Origin of the sequence: Billgrantia kenyensis (genome assembly GCF_013697085.1) — a bacterium.
GTDB classification, from domain to species: Bacteria; Pseudomonadota; Gammaproteobacteria; order Pseudomonadales; family Halomonadaceae; genus Halomonas; species Halomonas kenyensis.
Genome location: NZ_JACEFT010000024.1, coordinates 39,982 through 58,391 on the forward strand (window position 1 = coordinate 39,982; position 18,410 = coordinate 58,391).

The window sequence follows — 18,410 nt, forward strand, 5'->3', positions numbered from 1 at the left end:
GGGCAGTGGTCGGCTCAGCGCACGGCAGCATACTCGCCGGAAGCCGCGCCCGAGCCGCGCATGTCGACGCTCTCCGCCGCCACCGGCATGCCCGGGAAGAAGATCCGTTGGGCGCCGTTCACCACCACCTGGTCGCTGGGCTCGAGACCCGCCGTCACCACCCGCAGGCCGTCGACCATGCGTCCGAGCTGCACGTCGCGACGCATGGCTCGGCCCTCGTCGACCACGTAGACGTACTTGCGGTCCTGGTCGGTGAGCACCGCCTTGTCGTCGATCAGCAGAGTGCCCTCGGCGCTGCCCGCCAGCAGCTGAACGCGGGCATACATGCCGGGAGCGAAGCGCCCCTCGCCGTTGTCGAGCACGGCCCGGGTCAGGATGGTGCCGGTGTCGGCATCGAGACGGTTGTCGATGAAATCGACCTCGCCGCGGTAGGGGTAGTCCTCGTCGCTGGCCAGGCCCACACGCACCGGAACGCCGCCATCGCGCAGACTGAACTGCCCGCCGTTGCGCGCCAGGGCGTCGTAGTGCAGGTAGGCTCGCTCGTCGCTGTGGAAATGCACATGGACCCGATCCAGGGCGACGATGCTGGTCAGCGGCGTGGCCTCGGAGACGAGATTGCCCGAGGTGACCAGCGCCCTGCCGGCACGTCCGGAAATGGGCGCGCGCACTTCGGTGAACTCCATGTTGAGCCGGGCCGTCTCGGCAATGGCCTGGGCGGCGAGAATGTCGGCTTCGGCAGTGGCCGCCGCTGAACGTCGCTGATCCAGCTCTTCGCGGGAGATCGAGCGGCTCTGGCCCAGCGCCTCGGCCCGGGCGGCTTCGCTGCGTGCCAGTTCGGCACGCGCCCTGGCCCGCTGCAACTCGGCCTCGGCCCGCTCCAGCTCGGCGCGATAGGGACGCGGGTCGATGACGAACAGCACGTCGCCCTTCTCGACCTTCTCACCCTCGGTATAGTTGACGCTCTCGATGTAGCCGGACACGCGCGGACGCAGGTCCACCGTCTCCACCGCCTCGATACGGCCGGTGAAGGCGTCCCACAGCTCCACGTCCTCGACCAGCACCTGAGCCACGCTGACCTGCGGTGGCGGCGGCCCCTGTTCGGCGCCGGCCTGGGTATCGGCCTGGCTCTCGCAACCTGTCAGCACGACGATCCCGGCAAACATGGCGGTAACCATGAGCAGACGCCGGCCCCCTCGACTCTCGAACATCTTGTGGACGTTCATTGATACTCCCTCTCCCATTGACCAACGCGAAGTTCGCCATGCCCTTTGTTCAGCCTGGCCTCTATTTCTTGCCGCTATTTTTTGCCTCAATATTTCTGACTTATTAATGTCGTTCGGTGGCGTGATTAATCGACGGCAAACTTCGCAAACCGCCACCTTATAGTGTTACCGGGCACTTGATTAGTCGGGCCAGCAGGGAAATACTGTCCCTTTGGCGGGACAGTCTCCGTGCAACCGTTCTTGCCCTTCTGCAGTATTTCCCCTGACACGGTGCTTACCCTGAAACGGGGTTCTTCAGGCACTGCGCACGGCACAGGAATACGACCATGCTGCAAGACCTCAACGACGCCCTGATCTTTGCCAAGGTCGTGGAACAGGGCAGCTTCAGCGCCGCCGCCAAACAGCTTCGTCTTGGCAAGACCACGGTGAGCCGCAAGGTGCAGGACCTGGAGCGGCGCCTCGGCGCTCGGCTGCTGCACCGCACCACCCGCAACCTGAGCCTGACCGAGGCGGGTGCCATCTACTTCGATTACTGCAACCGCATCGCCCGCGACCTGGGCGAGGCGGAAAAAGCGGTGCACCATCTCGAAGAGAGCCCCCGCGGCTGGCTCAGGGTCACCGCGCCCTTCACCATGTGCACCGAGTTCACCTCGATCCTGGTAAGGGACTTCCGTCAACTCTATCCCCAGGTGCGCATCGAGCTGGTGCTCTCCAACGAGCGCCTGGATCTGGTTGCCAACCAGATCGACGTCGCGCTACGGGTCGGCCCTCTGCCCGACTCCAGCCTGGTGGCGCGCCGCCTGGCTCGCTTTCACTCTTACGTCTATGCCAGCGAGGCTTACCTCGCGCGGCATGGCGAGCCCCGCGAACCGGCGGAGCTGGCCGCCCACCCCGTGCTGGCCAAAGCCATGGAGCAGCGCGGCCAGCGCTACGTCTGGCAGCTGCACCACAGCGAGAGCCAGCAAGCCGTGGAGGTGGAGGTCGACCCCATCGCCATCGCCAACGACCCCTTCGCCCTACGCGGCATGCTCGAGGACGGCCAGGGCATCATGCTGGCCAACGAATTCGTCACCTGCATGAGCTCCGAGTCGCGCCGCCCGCGGCGCATTCTCGAAGGCTGGGAAGGCCCCGAGGTCGAGCTCAACGCCGTGTTCCCCGGCGGCAGCCTGGTCTCGCCCAAGGTGCGAACCTTCGTCGACTTCGTGGTCGAGCGCATGCGCATCACCATGGAGCCAGTTGGGGATGCCTGGCAGCCGCCTGCCCACACCGAACCGGCGGAAGTGGAACAGGCGCTGGCATAGCGTCTGGCTCAGGCAGCCTCCGGCATCGCCTCAGGGCAATTCCGGCAGCACCGCCTCGGCCTCTATCTCGATCAGCCATTCCGGTTCGGAAAGGCCGCTGACGATCACCCAGGAAGAGGCCGGTGGCGACTTGGGAAAGCGCGAGCGCAGTGCCTGCACCACCCCTTCCTGGTCGTAGCGGGCGGGCTCGGCGATATAGATGCGCAACATCACCACATGGGACAGGTCACCGCCCAGCGTGCCGAGAATCGACTCGATGTTGTCCAATGCGGCAAAGGTCTGGCCCTCCAGGTCGGGGCCGACCAGGCATTCGTGGGCATCCACCCCCACCTGCCCCGAGAGATGCACACGGTAGCCGCCCTTGACCATCACCGCCTGACTGAAGCCGTACTGCAGGGTATTGGGCACGCCCCGCGGGTTGATGGCTTCTCGTTCCACGCCTTGCATGTTCACCCCTCCTTCATTGCCTATGGTTGTGCCCGGCTCACGACTCCGCGTTCAACGGGCTTTCCTGCCGCTCGCTCTCCTCGGTGTCCAGCCCCAGGAAACCGCCGGACTGGCGCCGCCACAGCGAGGCATAGAGGCCATCGAGCGCCAGCAACTCGCGATGGGTACCGCTCTCGACGATGCGTCCCTCGTCGATGACGATGAGTCGATCGAGCATGGCGATGGTCGACAGCCGGTGGGCGATGGCGATGACCGTCTTGCCCACCATCAGGGTGTCGAGCTGCTCCTGAATGGCCGCTTCGACTTCGGAATCGAGCGCCGAGGTGGCCTCGTCGAGCACCAGGATCGGTGCATTCTTGAGCAGCACCCGGGCGATGGCGATACGCTGCCGCTGACCGCCGGAGAGCTTGACGCCACGCTCGCCGACGTGGGCATCGAGGCCGCGCCGGCCCTTGTGATCGACCAAGTCGAAGATGAACTCCGCATGGGCCCGGCGCACGGCTTCCAGCACCTGCTCGTCGGTGGCTTCGGGGCTGCCGTAGCGAATGTTGTCGCGCACCGAGCGGTGCAGCAGCGAGGTGTCCTGGGTCACCATGCCGATCTTGCGCCGCAGCGACTCCTGGGTGACCTCGGCGATGTCCTGCTCATCGATCAGGATGCGTCCGCCTTCCAGGTCGTAGAAGCGCAGCAGCAGATTGGCCAGGGTCGACTTGCCGGCGCCGGAACGACCGATCAGCCCGACCTTCTCGCCCGGCGCCACGGTCAGGCTCATGCCATCGAAGACACGGGCCTGCGCGCCGTCTGGCCGGTCGTAGCCGAAACGCAGCGCTTCAAAGCGGATCTCGCCGTGGGGGACGCTGAGCACCGCCGCGCCGGGCAGATCCTGCACCGTGGGCTCACGGGCAATGGTGTTGATGCCGTCCTGCACCGTGCCGATGTTCTCGAACAACCCCGCCACCTCCCACATGATCCAGTCGGACATGAAGCGAATGCGCATGACCAGGGCGATGGCCACGGCGATGGCGCCGAGCGAGATGGCCTGGAAATACCAGGCCCCGATGGCGATGGCAGCCACGCTGGCCAGCAGCAGGGAGTTGAGCATCGTCAACGAGACCGAGAGCAGCGTGGCCAGACGCATCTGCCGATGCACCGTGACCATGAACTTCTCCATGGCGTCGCGGGCGTAGGCCTGCTCGCGCTGGGTATCGGCGAACAGCTTGATGGTCTGGATGTTGCTGTAGCTGTCGACGATACGTCCGGTCATGCGCGCACGGGCATCGGCCTGCTCCATGGAGACCCGCCGCAGCCGCGGCACGAAATACCACATGATTCCGCCATAGCCCCCCAGCCACGCCACCAGCGGCAGCATCAGCCAGGGCTCGGCGCCGCCCATCAGCCACATGGCGCCGATGAAGTAGACCAGCACGTAGACCATCAGGCCCAGCAGCTTGGTGACCGTCTCGCGGATTGCCAGGGCCGTCTGCATCACCTTCTGCGATACGCGACCGGCGAACTCGTCCTGGTAGAAGGCCAGGCTCTGGCTCAACATGTGACGATGTGCCAGCCAGCGCCCCAGCATCGGGTAGTTGCCGAAGATACCCTGATGCGAAAGCAGCGACTGCAGCAGCACCAGCAGCGGAAACCCCACCACCACCAGCGCCGCCATCCCCGCCAGGCGCCAGCCATACTCGGCAAAGAAGCCTTCGCGTTCGGCATTGGCCAGCCAATCCACGAGCTCACCCATGTAGCCGAAGAACACCACCTCGGCCGCCGAGACCATGGCGGTGACCAGCGACATGGCCAGCAACAGTGGTAACACCGGACGCGAGAAGTGCAGGATGAACCGGAACAACCCCTTGGGCGGTGTACCGGCCTGCTCCGAAGGGTAGGGGTTCACCAATGTTTCGAAGTAACGGAACATGACAACTCCATCGTCAAGAATACTTAAGATAATCTGGCGTCAAGCAGAGTTTGATCCCATGACAGGAAGCAGGCTAAAACCTAAACTTATATTGAGGTCAAGAGAGTTTTGCGTTCTTCATGAACAACGTTGTGAAGGAAGGGAACCGAGAACCATACGAGCATTGCGAAAGAATGCACAATCAAACTTGCTGATCGTTTATATCAATAAAGCTGATAAATTAATTTAAACAAATACCGACGAGGCTGCGACGATGACTGACCCTGCCACCTGTGACACTTCAAGCACGCCATCACGAAAGGCTTCGGGTAAGCGCAAAGACTGCGCCCTGCGTCACCGCGAGCTCAGCGTCGGAGAGGTCGCTCGGCGCAGCGGCCTAGCCGTCTCCGCCATCCACTTCTACGAGGCCAAGGGGTTGATAAGAAGCCGACGTAACGCCGGCAACCAACGACGCTTCTCCCGCGATGTGCTGCGCCGTGTGGCAATCATCAAGGTCGCTCAGCGCACCGGCATCACCCTGGGAGAGATTCGTGCCGCCTTCGACACCTTGCCGGACACACGCGCACCAGCCGCCGCCGACTGGCAGCGCCTCTCGGCGAACTGGCGCCAGGCGCTAGACGACAGGATCGTGCGCCTCACCCAACTGCGCGATCAGCTCGACCACTGCATTGGCTGCGGCTGCCTGTCGATCGAGGAGTGTCCGCTGCGCAACCCCGAGGACGAACTGGCCGAGGAAGGTGCCGGGCCGCGCCTGCTCGACCCCGATTAGCTTGCGCTTGAACCTAAGCTGCCATCTTCCGCCTTACCCTAGCGGGGCCGACGCCTCCCTGGCTCATGTGTGCACCGCCGGTCACTGCTCCTCGAACGGACGGAACCAGAGGTCAGCCGGCTGGTGGCGGTTGAGGATCAATTCGGCCTCAGGCTTCGCCTCATCGGGGACGATCACCTTCACCTGATGCTCTTCCTTGTCGAAATAGAGATTTTCGCGAGGGTAACCTTCCGATATCAGTTCATCGTAGGCATTGGTGGCCTTCATCAGGTCCTGGTACTTGGCCGTGACAGTCTGAGTCATATCGCTTCCCTCCCTTGTTTTCCAAGCCCGCCGGTCAAGGACCGCACGGTTCGCACTACAACCCAAGTATAGTGAGTCACGCAGCTTGTCCACCGCCATCAGGCTCCGAGGTTCTCCCGGAGCAACCAATCGTTGTCGGTCAGCGGATCGCCCCCTTGCCTGGAGACCCGCACGGTATCACTCAGGCCAACACCCCACTGCCCCGGTATGCGCAGGCAAAGCGGCAGGTGAAAGACCATGTCGGCCTCGAATTCGCGCTGCTGGCCGCGGGCAATGTAGCCACTACCCTCGACCCAACTGGGAGGAAACTGGGCACCCACGGCGTAGCCGAAGACACCGGAGAAGAACACGCGCTCAGTATGCGGCCCAAGCTCCGCTTCCGCGGCCTTCGCCGCATCGTCGAAGGTGTTGCCCGGCCGCATCCTCGAGATGAGTGCCTCGAAGACGTCGCGGCAAACATCACGCAGCATCCGCATCTCATGACTGGCCCTGCCCGCCACGCCCGTAACCATCATCGGCGCGGTATAACGTCGATAGGCGGAGCCGAACTCCAGGAACACAGGCTCATCCAGGGCAATCCTGTGACGCTGGTGATTCATGTGGATCACGCTGCTACGTCTGCCTGTGGTCACGATGGGCTGCATGCTCATGAACTCGCTGCCGGCTGCCAGCATCGCACGGGCACCTTCTGCCGCCACATCGCTATCGTTCATGCCGGGTGCGATGACACTCATGGCGGCCCTGAGCCCCAGCGAGGTGATCCGCGCGCTCTCGCGCAGGCAGGCGAGCTCCGCCTGGCTCTTTACGATACGGACACGATCGAGCAGTTCGCCACCACCATCGTGAAAACGCTCACTACCCAAGCGGGACTGCAGCTCACGCAGCACGCCATGGCGCAGCCCAGCGCCATAAAGATCCAGGCCGATCGCCTGGAAGGGTGACAGCGTCTCGGCCAAGGGCTCGATCACCTCCCCTATGCCCTCCCAGCGATAACCCAGGGTCTCGTCGACTCGAGCGGTAACCACGGCCGGGCCAGTCTCGATCGAGGGCACCTGCAACACCAGCCGCTGTGCCGAGCATACAAGGCAGGTATGCACCGAGACCTCGAAGGTGTTGTAGCCCGTCAGGTAGTAGATGTCGGCGGGGTCGGTCAGCATCAGTGCGTCCAGCCCGGCCTCGTGCATGGCTGCTCGCACCTGGGACAGTCGAGCGGCGTACTCGTCCAGGGGAAAAGCCAGCTCGCTGGCCTCGAGCTGTGCCTGCAGCGCTTGGCGATAGCGATTGTGATCCATGGTACGACTCCACACGGCCAAGTCTGACAGACAGTGTAGCCATGACCCGTATCACATGAGGCGCCTGACAAAGGAAATAGGGCTGTTCCGGAACAGGCCGGTTTCGTAGAATCCAGCCTTGTATTCGATGCAACGGGAAATCGCTATGGGCAGGGCCTTTCAGAACCGCAAGGAATCCATGGCCAAGACGGCCGCCGCCAAGACCAAGGTCTACAGCAAGTACGGGCGAGAGATCTACGTCTGCGCCAAGCAGGGCGGCACCGACCCCGCCGGCAACCTGACACTGCGCGGGCTGATCGAACGGGCCAAGAAGGACCAGGTGCCGAGCCACGTGATCGACAAGGCGCTGGACAAGGCCAGCGGCGTGGGCGGCGAGGACTTCTCCCCGGCACGTTACGAAGGCTTCGGGCCGGGCAACTGCATGGTCATCGTCGACTGCCTCACCGACAACCCCAACCGCACCTTCGGTGACGTGCGCGGCTGCTTCAACAAGGCCAAGAGCAAGCTCGGCACCCCAGGCAGCGTCAGCCACATGTTCGACCACTGCGCCATCCTGGCCTTCGCCGGTGATGACGAAGAGGCGACGCTGGAGGCGTTGATGGAGGCCGATGTCGACGTCACCGACATCGAGAACGAAGAGGGACACATCACTGTCTTCGCTCCACACACCGAGTACGCCAAGGCCAAGCAGGCGCTGCTCGACGCCTTCGGCGAGATCGAGTTCGAGGTCGACGAGATCCAGTTCGTGCCCCAGACCACCACCCCGGTCGAGGGCGACGACATTCCCATGTTCGAAAAGCTGCTCGACACCCTCAACGATCTGGACGACGTGCAAAACGTCTATCACAACGCCGAGATCGTCGCCTGATACAAAAAAGCCGCGCCGACCGGTTGGCGCGGCGCAGGCTCACCACGGGGCGGGTACCACCCCGCCGACGACAAGCGCGGAGAGCCATGACGTTGTCTGGGGAGCAAGCACCTTTTGAGGCCGAACACGGCCGCGGCAAAACACCAGGAGAGACAACAAGCAACATTACCTGTCGCTTCACAGTTCCTACAGAAAAACGTCAAGCAAAGGCGACAGTTCGACAGCTATCGGGCTAGCGACTCAAACCGAGATGACGCTCGAGAAAGCGGTCGATTCCTGCGGAGTAATCCGGCTCGCTATCGATGAAGCCTGTGTTATGCCCGCCCTGGATGGTCAGCATCTCTCTGGGCTCACCCGCCGCCTGGAAGACAGCCTCGCCCTCCGAGTAGGGGATGATCTCGTCGTCACGGCTGTGGATGACCAGAATTGGCGCACTAATTTCGCTCACATAGCGCTCTGTCGGATAGTCGAGCGTGGCCAGCCAGCGGACCGGCAGGAAGGGATAGAGCTGTTGCCCCAGCGCCGGCACCGAGCGAAAGGGCGACTCGAGGATGAGTGCTGCCGGCTCCACGTCAGGAGCCAGGGACGCCGCCAGCTCCGCCGCCACCGCGGCGCCCAGCGAGCGGCCGAAGAGCACGATCTCGCCGGGGCTCGCCTCGGCCTGCTCGGTCAGCCAGCGCCAGGCGGTGCGGGCATCTTCCGCAGTGCCCTCCTCGGAGGGGCGGCCCTCGCTGCGGCCATAGCCGCGATAATCGACGATCAGCACCGACAGCCCCAGCCGATGAAACTGCTGGATCGAATCGAGACGATGGGAGATGTTGCCGGCGTTGCCGTGGAAGAACAGCAGGCTGCCCCTAGGATCCTCGGCGGGTATCCACCAGGCATCCAGGGCCAGGCCATCCTCGGTAATCAGGTCCACCTGCTGCCAACCCAGGCCGCGATCTGCCGGGGTGGCAACATGCTCGCGCCCCACGTGAGGTAGGTATAGCAGCCGATCCTGGAAGAACCAGGCCAGAAGCACCACGAGCCCGTAGATGCCAGCCAGGGTAGAAACCACGCGCAGCATTGCAGCCCCCATCCGATATGCTGTCAAAACCATGATAAGCCCGGGCGGCCCTTGCAAGTTCGCCTGTAAACCGACAGGCCCCGCTCAGGGGGATGTCACGAAAGCGCGATAAACCTCCCACAGGTCGGCTACCCCGGCCTCGAGGAAACGCTCACCATGCTCGACACTGGCCAGCGAAGGGTCGGAACCCATGCGGCCGTCGGGGAAGCGTCGCCGGAACTCCTCGGCATCGCACTGCGCGCTTCCGCGCGGAGCGATGCGTGGCGACATATCGACCTGCTTGACTGCCGCGGGGCGGGCAAACCAGGAGAGGGCCACCTCAGAGGCAGTGGCATGGGTTCCCTCGGCATCGCCATACAGCGATTCGGCGAGTTCCCGCACTCGGGGGCCGAGGAACCAGTTGAAGGTCGTCAGCTGCAGCTCGCCTGCTGGCTGCGGGCCGGTGCGCATGCTGCGCTCGGCATACACCTCGGCAAAGGCCGCACTCATGGTGCCGATGTTGCCGCCGTGTCCGTTGAGGAAGAGAATGTGGGAAAAACCCTGGCCCGAAAGCGAAGTGATGGTATCGCGCAGCACCGCCATCAGAGTGGAGGGACGCAGGCTGATGGTGCCCGGAAAAGCCAGGTGGTGCTGGGCCATACCCAGGTTCTGGGTCGGTGCAACCAGGACGCCATGGCGCTCGCCTAACTCCCAGGCAATGGCCTCGGGACAGATGGCATCGGTGCCGACCAGGCCGTTGGGACCGTGCTGTTCGGTGGAACCGATCGGCACGATGATCCCCTTCTCACGCTCCAGGTAGGCCTCGACCTCTTGCCAGGTGGCATGCTGCAGCCTCATGAGTTCGCCTCCTTTCAGCCCCGTGCGGGGCTACGATCACATCCCATCGTGCCTGCCTTGGCCCAGCTCTCGCCATCCACTTCGTTGAAGAACACCTGCACGCTCTCTTCCGAAGCGCCGTACACCTCCACGAAGGCCTGGGTGATCCGCTGGGCCAGCTCTCGCTTTTGTGCCAGGTCACGGGGAAATTGCTGGATGGTGACGATAGGCATGTCAATTCCTTGGGTAGCAGGCTTGCAAGCCCCCATGGTCGGCTGAAACCCGGCAACTCGCAACCTCGCGTGGCGCTGCGCTACTCATGCGACAACTCATCGCTGTATTCCATGCGCGACCAGAGGCCACCCTGCAGCAGGTCGCAACCTTGTTCTCGCAGAAAGTCAGCCTGCTGCCGGTGGCTGACGCCACCGGCAGCCACCTTCATTCCCAGCTCGTGGGCCATGCCGATGATCGAGCGAATCACCGCCTGATGGCGAGGACTGTCGAGACAGTTCTTGACGAACTGTGCATCGAGCTTGAGGGTGTCGATGGGCAGCATGGCGAGATGGCCCAGCATGGAATGCCCGCTTCCGAAGCCATCGACGACAAGCTGCACCCCCATCGCCTTGAGTCGGTCGAGCAAGACCACTGCACTCTCCGGGGCCTGCATCAGGTCATTCTCGGTCATTTCGAGAGCCAGCAGGCCGGATGGCAGGCCGCTGTGCTCTAGCGCCTGACCGACGCTCTCCACCAGTCTGTCGCCGGACATCCCCTCCATCGGCAAGCCCACCACCACCTTCAGCCCCGAACCGGCCTCGTACCATGACCGGGCATGGCGACACGCATAAGCCAGCACCCAATGGCTGATCTCGTACAGCCGGCCCGCTTCATGGGCAGCAGCGACCCACTGCTGGGGGCCGAGCAGGCCGAAACTGGGCGAGTGCCAGCGTGGCTGGGCCGATATCGCCACTACCTGGCCGCTGCGTGCACACAACACCGGACGGTAGCACAGCGCCATCTCGCCCCTCTGCAGGGCCTCTCGGACCTCGCCGCGCAGCTGGATACGATCGGGGCAGTCCTCCAGCAGGTCTGGCGAGAAGACGCAGTATTGCCCGCTTCCCCTGGCCTGGGCCTTGCGCCTGGCCAGGTTGGCCTGACGCATCAGTTCGATGACCGTAGCGCCATGGTCGGGGAACAGGGCCAATCCGATACAGCAACTGGACAACAGTGCCTGGCCGGAAAGCTCGAGAGGCTCGTGGCTTTTGCGCAGCAACTGCTCGACGGTAGGTATTACCTCTGCCACGTCCGTGACATCGGGCAGCACCACCATGACTTCGTCGCTGTCCAACCGGCTGACGCTTCCCCGGCTGCCGACGGTGGCACTGAAACGCTGGGCCAGCTGCCGCAGGCAGTCGTCTCCCGCGGCTCTGCCGAAGGCATGATTGACCTCCTTCAGGCGATCGATATCGATATGCAGGATGGCGACTCGGCTGTCACGTTCGTCCGCTTCGGCCAGCAGGACGGCCAAGTGTTGTTCCGCATCGCGGCGTGTCGTCAGGCCAGTGACAGCGTCAAGGGTAGGCTGGCGGCGACCCGGTCGAGGTTGCCGGCTTTGATAGGCAAACTGGCGCATGAGACTCCATCCCCACGAATATGAAAGCCCCTGGCCGCCATGGCAGCCCGGTGGCTCGACAAACCTATCTTTCACGCCAGGTCTTTTATCGTTATTTGTCAGTTTCAAATATCATGAGAACGCCGGCCAGTCAAAGAACTTATGAAATATTGGCTCATGCTGTATTAATAATTCAAAGATCTCAACGAGAGACAAATAAAGAAACGTCGTTTTTTATATTTACTGGTAAATTATTAAATAACCCAATGTAACAGAAAATCTCGAAAATTACGTCTAGGTTGTTGAAAGAAATCGAAATTCCATCGAACCGGGAGGAGAAGATGCCTGCCAAGTCACAAGCTCAGCAAATGGCGGCCGGCGCCGCGCTCGCTGCCAAGCGCGGCGAGAAGAAGGCCAGTGAACTCGAGGGCGCTTCGAAGCAGATGTATGAGTCCATGGACGAGAAGGAACTCGAGAAAATGGCCTCCACCAGCCAAAAGAACAAGCCCTCACACAACCGCAACTCGTGATGCTTCCTGCAGCACTGGTTCCGCATAGCGACTAGGCTAGTGCACATCGAAGAGTTCGAATCTGGAGCGCTGCCGGGAACCGAGTCATGCAGGAACGAGACGTCGACATTGCCATCATCGGGGCGGGGACGGCAGGTCTGAGTGCCTGGCAGACCGCCCGCCACTACCACGAGAATGTCGTGCTCATCGAGGGAGGCGAGCCGGGCACGACCTGTGCCCGCGTGGGATGCATGCCCTCCAAGCTGTTGATCGCCGCCGCCGAGGCCGCTCATCATGCCCATGAAGCCGCAGGCTTCGGTATCGAGGCCGGCCCGGTCGAGATCGATGGCCGCGCGGTCATGGCCCGGGTCAGACACCAACGGGACGCCTTCGTCAAAGGCGTGCTCGACTCCATGCAGCGCATCGATCCCGACAAGCTGCTATCCGGCCATGCCTGCTTCGAGTCCCCGCATACGCTGCGCGTGGGCGATAGCCAGCGTCTTCACGCGCGCAGTATCGTGATTGCCACCGGTTCGCGCCCCCACATGCCGGATGCCTTCGCGGCCGCCGGCGAGCGACTGATCGACAGCGACGCCGTTTTCGAATGGGAAACCCTGCCCGGCTCGGTCGCCGTGTTCGGCGCAGGAGTCGTCGGCCTCGAGCTGGGCCAGGCGCTCAGTCGCCTGGGCGTGCGGGTCCGCCTGTTCGGCAAGAGCGGCTCGCTTGGCCCGTTCCAGGAAGCAGCGATGCGCGACTATGCCGAGCGAATCTTCAACGAAGCCTTCTATCTCGACCCAGCAGCTCGGGTCGATGCCATCGAGGGTGACGATAGCCAGGTGGCCGTGACCTTCCGCAAACGCAACAGCGCCGAGCGCCTGACCGAGAGCTTCGACTACCTGCTGGCAGCCACCGGAAGGCGCCCCAACCTCGACCGGCTCGCGCTGGAGAATGCCGGCCTGGCCCTGGACGACAAGGGAGTGCCGCTCTACAACCGTTTCACCATGCAGTGCCGTGGCCTCGACGACCACGGCGAGGGGAGCCATGTCTTCATCGCCGGCGATGCCAGCCAGGAGCTTCCGCTACTGCACGAGGCCAACCAGCAGGGTCGTATCGCCGGGCACAACGCGGGACGCTATCCCGAACGCCGCGCCGGCCATCGCAGTACGCCGCTTTCGATCGCTTTCACCGACCCTCAGATGGCCACGGTCGGCATGAGCCGGGAGGAAGCGGTGAGCTGGTTCGGCTGCGACAGCGTGGCCGAGGGCGAGGCGTCCTTCGAGGACCAGGGGCGGGCCATGGTCATGCGCCAGAATCGTGGCCTCATGCGTTTGTATGCGGAGCATGGCTCGGGGCAGTTCCTGGGTGCCGAGCTCTTCGGGCCACGCGTGGAGCATATCGCCCAGCTGCTGGCCTGGGCACTGGAGCAGCGCATGGGCGTCGAGCGCATGCTGGAGATGCCCTTCTACCACCCGGTGCTTGAGGAGGGATTGCGCAGTGCGCTGCGCGACCTCAACAGGGCACTGCTGCAGGGCCCGGCCATGACCGAACGGTGCTTCGAATATGGCCCCGGCGGGTAGGTGGGCTTATTGGGACGCCATCAGCCAGCAAGCCCGCCCTGCGTCCTTGGCCCGGTAGAGCGCCTGGTCCGCCCGACTATAGATGCGGTTAGGGCTGGTGGCTCCACCCTTGGCCACCAGGTACAGCCCGGCAGAGACCGTCAGGTTTTTTTTCGGGCCAGCCGGTGCCGGCTCTTCCATGGCCTCGACGGCGGCCAGCAGCTGGTCCGCCATCTCCGCAGCCTGCTCGGGAGATTCAGACCGGAACACCACCCCGAACTCCTCGCCACCGAGGCGAAAGACGACATCCTCGCGGCGTGAGAACACTTGGGTAGCGGTGGAGGCAAGGCGCTTGAGCAGCTCGTCTCCCTGAGGATGGCCGAACTCGTCGTTATAGGCCTTGAAGCGGTCGATATCGAACAGCAGGAATGCCAGTTGGCGCTCGCTTTTTCCGCGCCGGGACAGCTCCCGCTCAAGCACCTCGATGAAAGTCCGGCGATTGTAGAGACCAGTCAGCGGATCATGGCTGGCCAGCTCGTTCAAGCGCACGCTGGCACGACGCAACAGCGAGAGCGCCTGCTTGCGATGGTGCACATAGAGCGACATGACCGCAGCCTGGAACAGCATGACAACGGTAATAGTGACGGCGCCGTCGAGCAGCATGGTGCTGTCGCTCAAGGTCGGGCCCATACCGGACGAGAGCAGGATATTGAGCCCAGCCGTCATCAGCAGGGTCCCGGCAAGCCCACGGCGAATATCGTCCAGCAGCAGGAAGGCCAGGGCCGGGTAGATCAGCGGCAGCGTCATCGTCAGCGGGTTGTCGGACCGAACGATGGAAAGCCCGAGCAGGCAAAGGAACAAAAAGGCGTGGGTCACATGCGCGGCCAGCGTGGCAGACATGCCGCGACGCAGGCCAATGATGACCCAGGCGGCTATCACCAGCCCTGCCACATCGATGGCTAGGCGACCCGGCAACGGCTCCAGCGGGCCCAGCAGGATGAGGGTCAGGAACAACGACCAGACCAGCAAGGCCGTGCCCTGGACAAGATTGATCAAGGTGATGCACAGGTAGTCGGGACAGCTCTCCGAGGTGCGTCCCCCGGAAGTCAACAGATCGCGCCAAAGCCGCTGCAGGGGGCCTCTCCCCTTCTCGGGCGACTCGTCGTCGGCAGGGGAGGCATGTGTCTCCAGCAGAATCTGCTCTGGCCTGTTCATCGATACCTCGCCCATGCACACGATTCGCTTCAGCCCTAGGGCCTAGGCGCTGGGCCCAGCTTAACTTAATGTAACGTTGACATGATACTTCACCCGCTGCCTTGCGGCCTGCTGCTGGACCAGCAGGCCGAGCCGGCGGCGGCAAAACTCCGCCAGCAGTTGACTGCTTGGCATACGCCGCATGCCATGTCGGCAAGTCCGGGTTATGCTGATTGAGTAAGCGCGAATCATGACTCAGGAGACCCCGATGGCCGATCTCGACACCCGCATGAACGCAGTCAAGGAAGGTATTGCACGCCTGGCCGCGCTCGCTGCCCCCGAGCATCAGCGTGAAGCCGGCGAGCTGGCGGAAGCAATGACGCGCGAGCTCGACAGTGCCATCGCAGAGGCAGGCGCTAAAGAGACAGTGCACGACACGGCCTCCCCAATGCCCCGCGGACCGCGCCACGAGGAGATACGCTGTCCGGTCTGCTCACTACGCTCTTTCCGCTTCCAGAAAGGCACCCTGCGCCGATCGGAGGACAGTAACTCCGGCTTCGAGGCGTTCTTCCACTGCCTCAGCTGCGGTCACGAAGCCTGGCATGAGGCGCTGTGACTGCTTAACCCTCCCCGCGGGGCTTGGCATCTTCCGTCAGCCAGGCAAAGGCATCGAGTTCATCGAGCTCTTCATGCAGCCCCTCGATACGGCGAAGCCTTTCAAAGCCCGTCTTCATGCTGCGCTGGATCAGCAACGTACAGAGCAGGTTGAGCACGCTCATGGCGGCGGCATAGCTGTCAAGCAATGAAGGAGAACGTACCTCACAGGTCAGGGTCCAGTTTGCCAGGCGAGCGGTCTGCGTTGCGGAAGGATCGGTAATGAGCAGTGTTCTCGCCCCCTGCTCACGGGCGATCTCCATGATGCGAGTGACGGCTCCGACCCGGCGACGCATCCCCACCATCACCAGCACATCGCCTTCCTGAACATCCACCAGATCCTCGCCAAGCGTCTGTCCCGATTGAGGGATCAGGGAAACATCCGAACGTACCAGCAGGAGCTGACGCTGCAGGTAGAGCGCCAGCATGCGGCTGTTGCGAAACCCGACCACATGCACCCGCCGCGCTTCGCCAATCGCATCGACCAGCTCTCGCAGCAGATCTGGGCGAACCGCTTCCAGGGTACGCGTCAGGTTGTGCGTCTCCTGGCGCAGATGCTCCGCGACAGCCTGGCTGGCCAGGGACTTGCCCTCGCCGTTCGCATGCTCGAGCCGCCCCTCTGATAGGTAAACCGGCGAGCCCCAGCGACGGGCCTCGCGAACCTGCAAGCGGACTTCGTTGAAGTCCTTGTAGCCGAGGCGCTGGAAGAAGCGCGACGCCGCAGCACGGGACGTTCCAGCGGCTTCCGCCAGCTCACCGGCGCTGTAGGTAGCGATATCGCCGGGAAAGCTCAGCAGCAGATCCCCCAGGCGCCTTTCGGCGGGGGGAAGCTCCTCATAGTGCGCCTGGATACGCGCTTCTAGGGTCAAGGGCTCTTTCATGGGCTCCATGCTTGCACGATGGCACAGCCAGGAAAAGCTGAAAATTAATTTTCAATTTCTTGACTGACTAAAAATCATGTTCCAGTCTTGAGTGATAGAGGCCGGCCCTGACGGCCAGGGTCGAAAAGGCTCATCTCTCGGGAGGCAGACATGCCAACGACAAATACAACACCCCGGCCACCCCACCCCTTGCTGGAGAGACTGATTGCCCTGGGCAAGCTGCTGGACAGCATCATCATCAAGCTGTGCGCCGCCCTGGCGGGCGTCATGGTACTGATCGTCTGGTTCGGCATCCTGTCGCGATATGGCCTGCAACTTGGTGTCGGATGGACGGAAGTCCTGGCCCGCTACGTGATGATCTGGGCAGCCCTTCTGGCCATTCCCGTCGGCGTCTTCCGCCGAGAGCATATCGGCTTCGTCATGCTGTTCAGCCTGATTTCGCCGGCCAAGCAGCGCCTGCTGCGACTGCTGCTCGACCTGATCGGACTCGGTTTCTTCCTGTTCCTCGCCTGGTACGGGATCGGCATGGCAGCCCAGGGGGCCACCCAGTTCGCCACCATCTTTGGCATGACCATGCTGGTGCCCTTTGCCTCTGTACCGGTTTCGGCAGGGCTCGCCGCCCTCCAGACGCTGATTGTGATGCTGCGGGACTTCTTCCACCCACCTGAAGTGGGTCTTCACGAACTGCCGATGGAGGAAGCCAAGTGATCTACGTTGCCCTCACCTTCTTCGGCCTGTTGATCCTGGGACTGCCGATCGGCTACGTGCTTGGCCTTGCCGGCGTGGTCGGCCTGCTGCAGCTGGGCGGCCCGGAGTTCCTCACCATGGCCCCGCGTCGCTTCTTCGAGGGGCTGGACCTGTTCACGTTCATGGCAATGCCGCTGTTCATCCTGGCAGGCGAGATCATGAACAGGTCGGGTATCACCTCGCGCCTGATCGACTTCGCCAATGCGCTCGTGGGTTACCTGCGTGGAGGCCTGGCCCACTCGAACATGCTCGCTTCGGTACTGTTCTCGGGCATGACCGGCGCCGCCGTCTCGGACGCCGCCGCCTTCGGCAACACCATGGTTCCGGCGATGGAAAAGCAGGGCTACAAGCGCCCCTTCGCCTGCGCCGTTACCGCTGCCGGCTCGATCATCGGTCCTACCATTCCCCCCTCCAACCTGATGGTGATCTACGGCTCACTGATGGGGGTGTCCATTGCCGGCCTGTTCGCCGCGGGCATCCTGCCTGGACTACTGATTGCACTGCTCTGCATGTGCCTGATTGCCGCGCTGGGCAAGCGACTTGGCCTGCCGAAAAAGGAAGGAGGGCCAAGCCTCAAGTTGATTCTGACGACATTTCGTTCCAGCTTGCTGGCCATTCTGATGCCGGCAATGATCCTTGGCGCCATTCTGAGCGGTGTCACCACCCCCACCGAAGCCGCCGCCCTGGCCGTGCTGTATGCCCTGGTGATCGGCGGCGTGATCTACCGGACGCTAAGGCTGCGCGACCTGGTCGAGATGCTGGAACGCACGGCACGCATTACCGGCGTGGTGTTCCTGATCATCGCTGCGGCCTCGATTCTCGGCTGGTGGATGACCTACGTGCAATTACCCCAGATGGTCGCGTCAAGCTTCCTCGCCCTGACCAATAACCCCGAGGCGATCATCGGCATGATCCTGCTGCTGTTGCTGATCGTCGGGCTGTTCATGGATATCAATGCCGCCCTGATCATCCTGGCACCGGTATTGGTGCCCCTGACCAACGCCATCGGCATGGACCCGATTCACGCCGGCATCATGATCATCCTTACCCTCAACATTTCCCTGATGACACCGCCGGTGGGCGCCTGCCTGTTCGTACTGTCGTCGGTCACCGGGGAGAAGATCGAACGGATCAGTGCTTATCTCTGGCCGTTCCTACTGGTCCAGGTCGGAGTACTTGAAGTGGTCCAATTGGAGCGGACACCCCGATAAGCCTCATAATGGAGGCAATGGAGGTGTTCATGACCAAGAAGAC

At 63.0% G+C, this 18,410-nt stretch carries 19 protein-coding genes; 8 read left to right on the plus strand and 11 right to left on the minus strand.

Features of this window, described 5'->3' with window-relative positions:
* Positions 1 to 14: 14 nt before the first annotated feature.
* The gene (locus H1D44_RS16170; RefSeq protein ID WP_181515889.1) at positions 15 to 1,223 is read right to left on the minus strand and encodes an efflux RND transporter periplasmic adaptor subunit; all 1,209 of its coding nucleotides are present in this window, start codon (positions 1,221 to 1,223) and stop codon (positions 15 to 17) included.
* A 326-nt stretch (positions 1,224 to 1,549) separates the two neighbouring features.
* Here H1D44_RS16170 and H1D44_RS16175 point away from each other — a divergent pair, with 326 nt between their 5' ends.
* On the plus strand, positions 1,550 to 2,524 hold the full coding sequence (locus H1D44_RS16175; RefSeq protein ID WP_181515890.1) for a LysR family transcriptional regulator: 975 nt from the start codon (positions 1,550 to 1,552) through the stop codon (positions 2,522 to 2,524).
* A 30-nt stretch (positions 2,525 to 2,554) separates the two neighbouring features.
* Here the strand turns inward: H1D44_RS16175 and H1D44_RS16180 are convergent, their stop codons facing one another.
* Positions 2,555 to 2,971 (minus strand): RidA family protein, encoded by a 417-nt coding sequence (locus H1D44_RS16180; protein ID WP_181515891.1) that lies wholly within the window; start codon positions 2,969 to 2,971, stop codon positions 2,555 to 2,557.
* Positions 2,972 to 3,008: 37 nt separating this feature from the next.
* A complete protein-coding gene (locus H1D44_RS16185; protein ID WP_181515892.1) occupies positions 3,009 to 4,892 on the minus strand; it encodes an ABC transporter ATP-binding protein in 1,884 nt (627 codons plus the stop codon).
* Between the two features lie 253 nt (positions 4,893 to 5,145).
* Here H1D44_RS16185 and soxR point away from each other — a divergent pair, with 253 nt between their 5' ends.
* On the plus strand, positions 5,146 to 5,661 hold the full coding sequence (soxR, locus tag H1D44_RS16190) for a redox-sensitive transcriptional activator SoxR (RefSeq protein WP_181515893.1): 516 nt from the start codon (positions 5,146 to 5,148) through the stop codon (positions 5,659 to 5,661).
* A gap of 81 nt (positions 5,662 to 5,742) precedes the next feature.
* Here the strand turns inward: soxR and H1D44_RS16195 are convergent, their stop codons facing one another.
* Positions 5,743 to 5,964, minus strand: a complete 222-nt coding sequence (locus H1D44_RS16195) for a hypothetical protein (RefSeq protein WP_181515894.1) — start codon at positions 5,962 to 5,964, stop codon at positions 5,743 to 5,745.
* 98 nt (positions 5,965 to 6,062) lie between these two features.
* Positions 6,063 to 7,256, minus strand: coding sequence for a M24 family metallopeptidase (locus H1D44_RS16200; RefSeq protein WP_181515895.1), 1,194 nt, complete (start codon positions 7,254 to 7,256; stop codon positions 6,063 to 6,065).
* A gap of 145 nt (positions 7,257 to 7,401) precedes the next feature.
* Between H1D44_RS16200 and H1D44_RS16205 the strand changes: the two genes are divergently transcribed.
* Positions 7,402 to 8,124, plus strand: a complete 723-nt coding sequence (locus H1D44_RS16205) for a YebC/PmpR family DNA-binding transcriptional regulator (protein ID WP_181515896.1) — start codon at positions 7,402 to 7,404, stop codon at positions 8,122 to 8,124.
* A 232-nt stretch (positions 8,125 to 8,356) separates the two neighbouring features.
* On the opposite strand, the gene H1D44_RS16210 is transcribed toward H1D44_RS16205, so the two are convergent.
* The 4 genes from H1D44_RS16210 to H1D44_RS16225 all read right to left on the minus strand — a co-directional run bounded on the left by H1D44_RS16210 (position 8,357) and on the right by H1D44_RS16225 (position 11,636).
* Complete coding sequence (locus H1D44_RS16210; protein WP_181515897.1) at positions 8,357 to 9,190, minus strand: alpha/beta hydrolase; 834 nt, start codon at positions 9,188 to 9,190, stop codon at positions 8,357 to 8,359.
* An 84-nt stretch (positions 9,191 to 9,274) separates the two neighbouring features.
* Positions 9,275 to 10,027 carry a creatininase family protein gene (locus H1D44_RS16215; protein WP_181515898.1) on the minus strand — a complete coding sequence of 251 codons (753 nt, stop codon included), beginning with the start codon at positions 10,025 to 10,027 and terminating at the stop codon, positions 9,275 to 9,277.
* A gap of 14 nt (positions 10,028 to 10,041) precedes the next feature.
* The gene (locus H1D44_RS16220; protein WP_181515899.1) at positions 10,042 to 10,239 is read right to left on the minus strand and encodes a tautomerase family protein; all 198 of its coding nucleotides are present in this window, start codon (positions 10,237 to 10,239) and stop codon (positions 10,042 to 10,044) included.
* An 80-nt stretch (positions 10,240 to 10,319) separates the two neighbouring features.
* Entirely contained in the window at positions 10,320 to 11,636 is a 1,317-nt protein-coding gene (locus H1D44_RS16225) for a putative bifunctional diguanylate cyclase/phosphodiesterase (RefSeq protein WP_181515900.1), read from the minus strand.
* A gap of 320 nt (positions 11,637 to 11,956) precedes the next feature.
* Between H1D44_RS16225 and H1D44_RS16230 the strand changes: the two genes are divergently transcribed.
* Entirely contained in the window at positions 11,957 to 12,145 is a 189-nt protein-coding gene (locus H1D44_RS16230; protein WP_181515901.1) for a DUF3008 family protein, read from the plus strand.
* An 86-nt stretch (positions 12,146 to 12,231) separates the two neighbouring features.
* Positions 12,232 to 13,701 (plus strand): dihydrolipoyl dehydrogenase, encoded by a 1,470-nt coding sequence (locus H1D44_RS16235; protein WP_181515902.1) that lies wholly within the window; start codon positions 12,232 to 12,234, stop codon positions 13,699 to 13,701.
* 6 nt (positions 13,702 to 13,707) lie between these two features.
* On the opposite strand, the gene H1D44_RS16240 is transcribed toward H1D44_RS16235, so the two are convergent.
* Positions 13,708 to 14,895 (minus strand): GGDEF domain-containing protein, encoded by a 1,188-nt coding sequence (locus H1D44_RS16240; protein ID WP_181515903.1) that lies wholly within the window; start codon positions 14,893 to 14,895, stop codon positions 13,708 to 13,710.
* Positions 14,896 to 15,142: 247 nt separating this feature from the next.
* Between H1D44_RS16240 and H1D44_RS16245 the strand changes: the two genes are divergently transcribed.
* Positions 15,143 to 15,490 (plus strand): hypothetical protein, encoded by a 348-nt coding sequence (locus tag H1D44_RS16245; RefSeq protein ID WP_181515904.1) that lies wholly within the window; start codon positions 15,143 to 15,145, stop codon positions 15,488 to 15,490.
* Between the two features lie 4 nt (positions 15,491 to 15,494).
* Here the strand turns inward: H1D44_RS16245 and H1D44_RS16250 are convergent, their stop codons facing one another.
* Positions 15,495 to 16,409, minus strand: coding sequence for a MurR/RpiR family transcriptional regulator (locus H1D44_RS16250; protein ID WP_181515905.1), 915 nt, complete (start codon positions 16,407 to 16,409; stop codon positions 15,495 to 15,497).
* Positions 16,410 to 16,559: 150 nt separating this feature from the next.
* Between H1D44_RS16250 and H1D44_RS16255 the strand changes: the two genes are divergently transcribed.
* On the plus strand, positions 16,560 to 17,117 hold the full coding sequence (locus H1D44_RS16255) for a TRAP transporter small permease (RefSeq protein WP_181515906.1): 558 nt from the start codon (positions 16,560 to 16,562) through the stop codon (positions 17,115 to 17,117).
* On the plus strand, positions 17,114 to 18,367 hold the full coding sequence (locus H1D44_RS16260) for a TRAP transporter large permease (protein ID WP_220128141.1): 1,254 nt from the start codon (positions 17,114 to 17,116) through the stop codon (positions 18,365 to 18,367). Before H1D44_RS16255 ends, H1D44_RS16260 begins: the two co-directional genes overlap by 4 nt.
* The last annotated feature ends 43 nt before the right edge of the window (positions 18,368 to 18,410 follow it).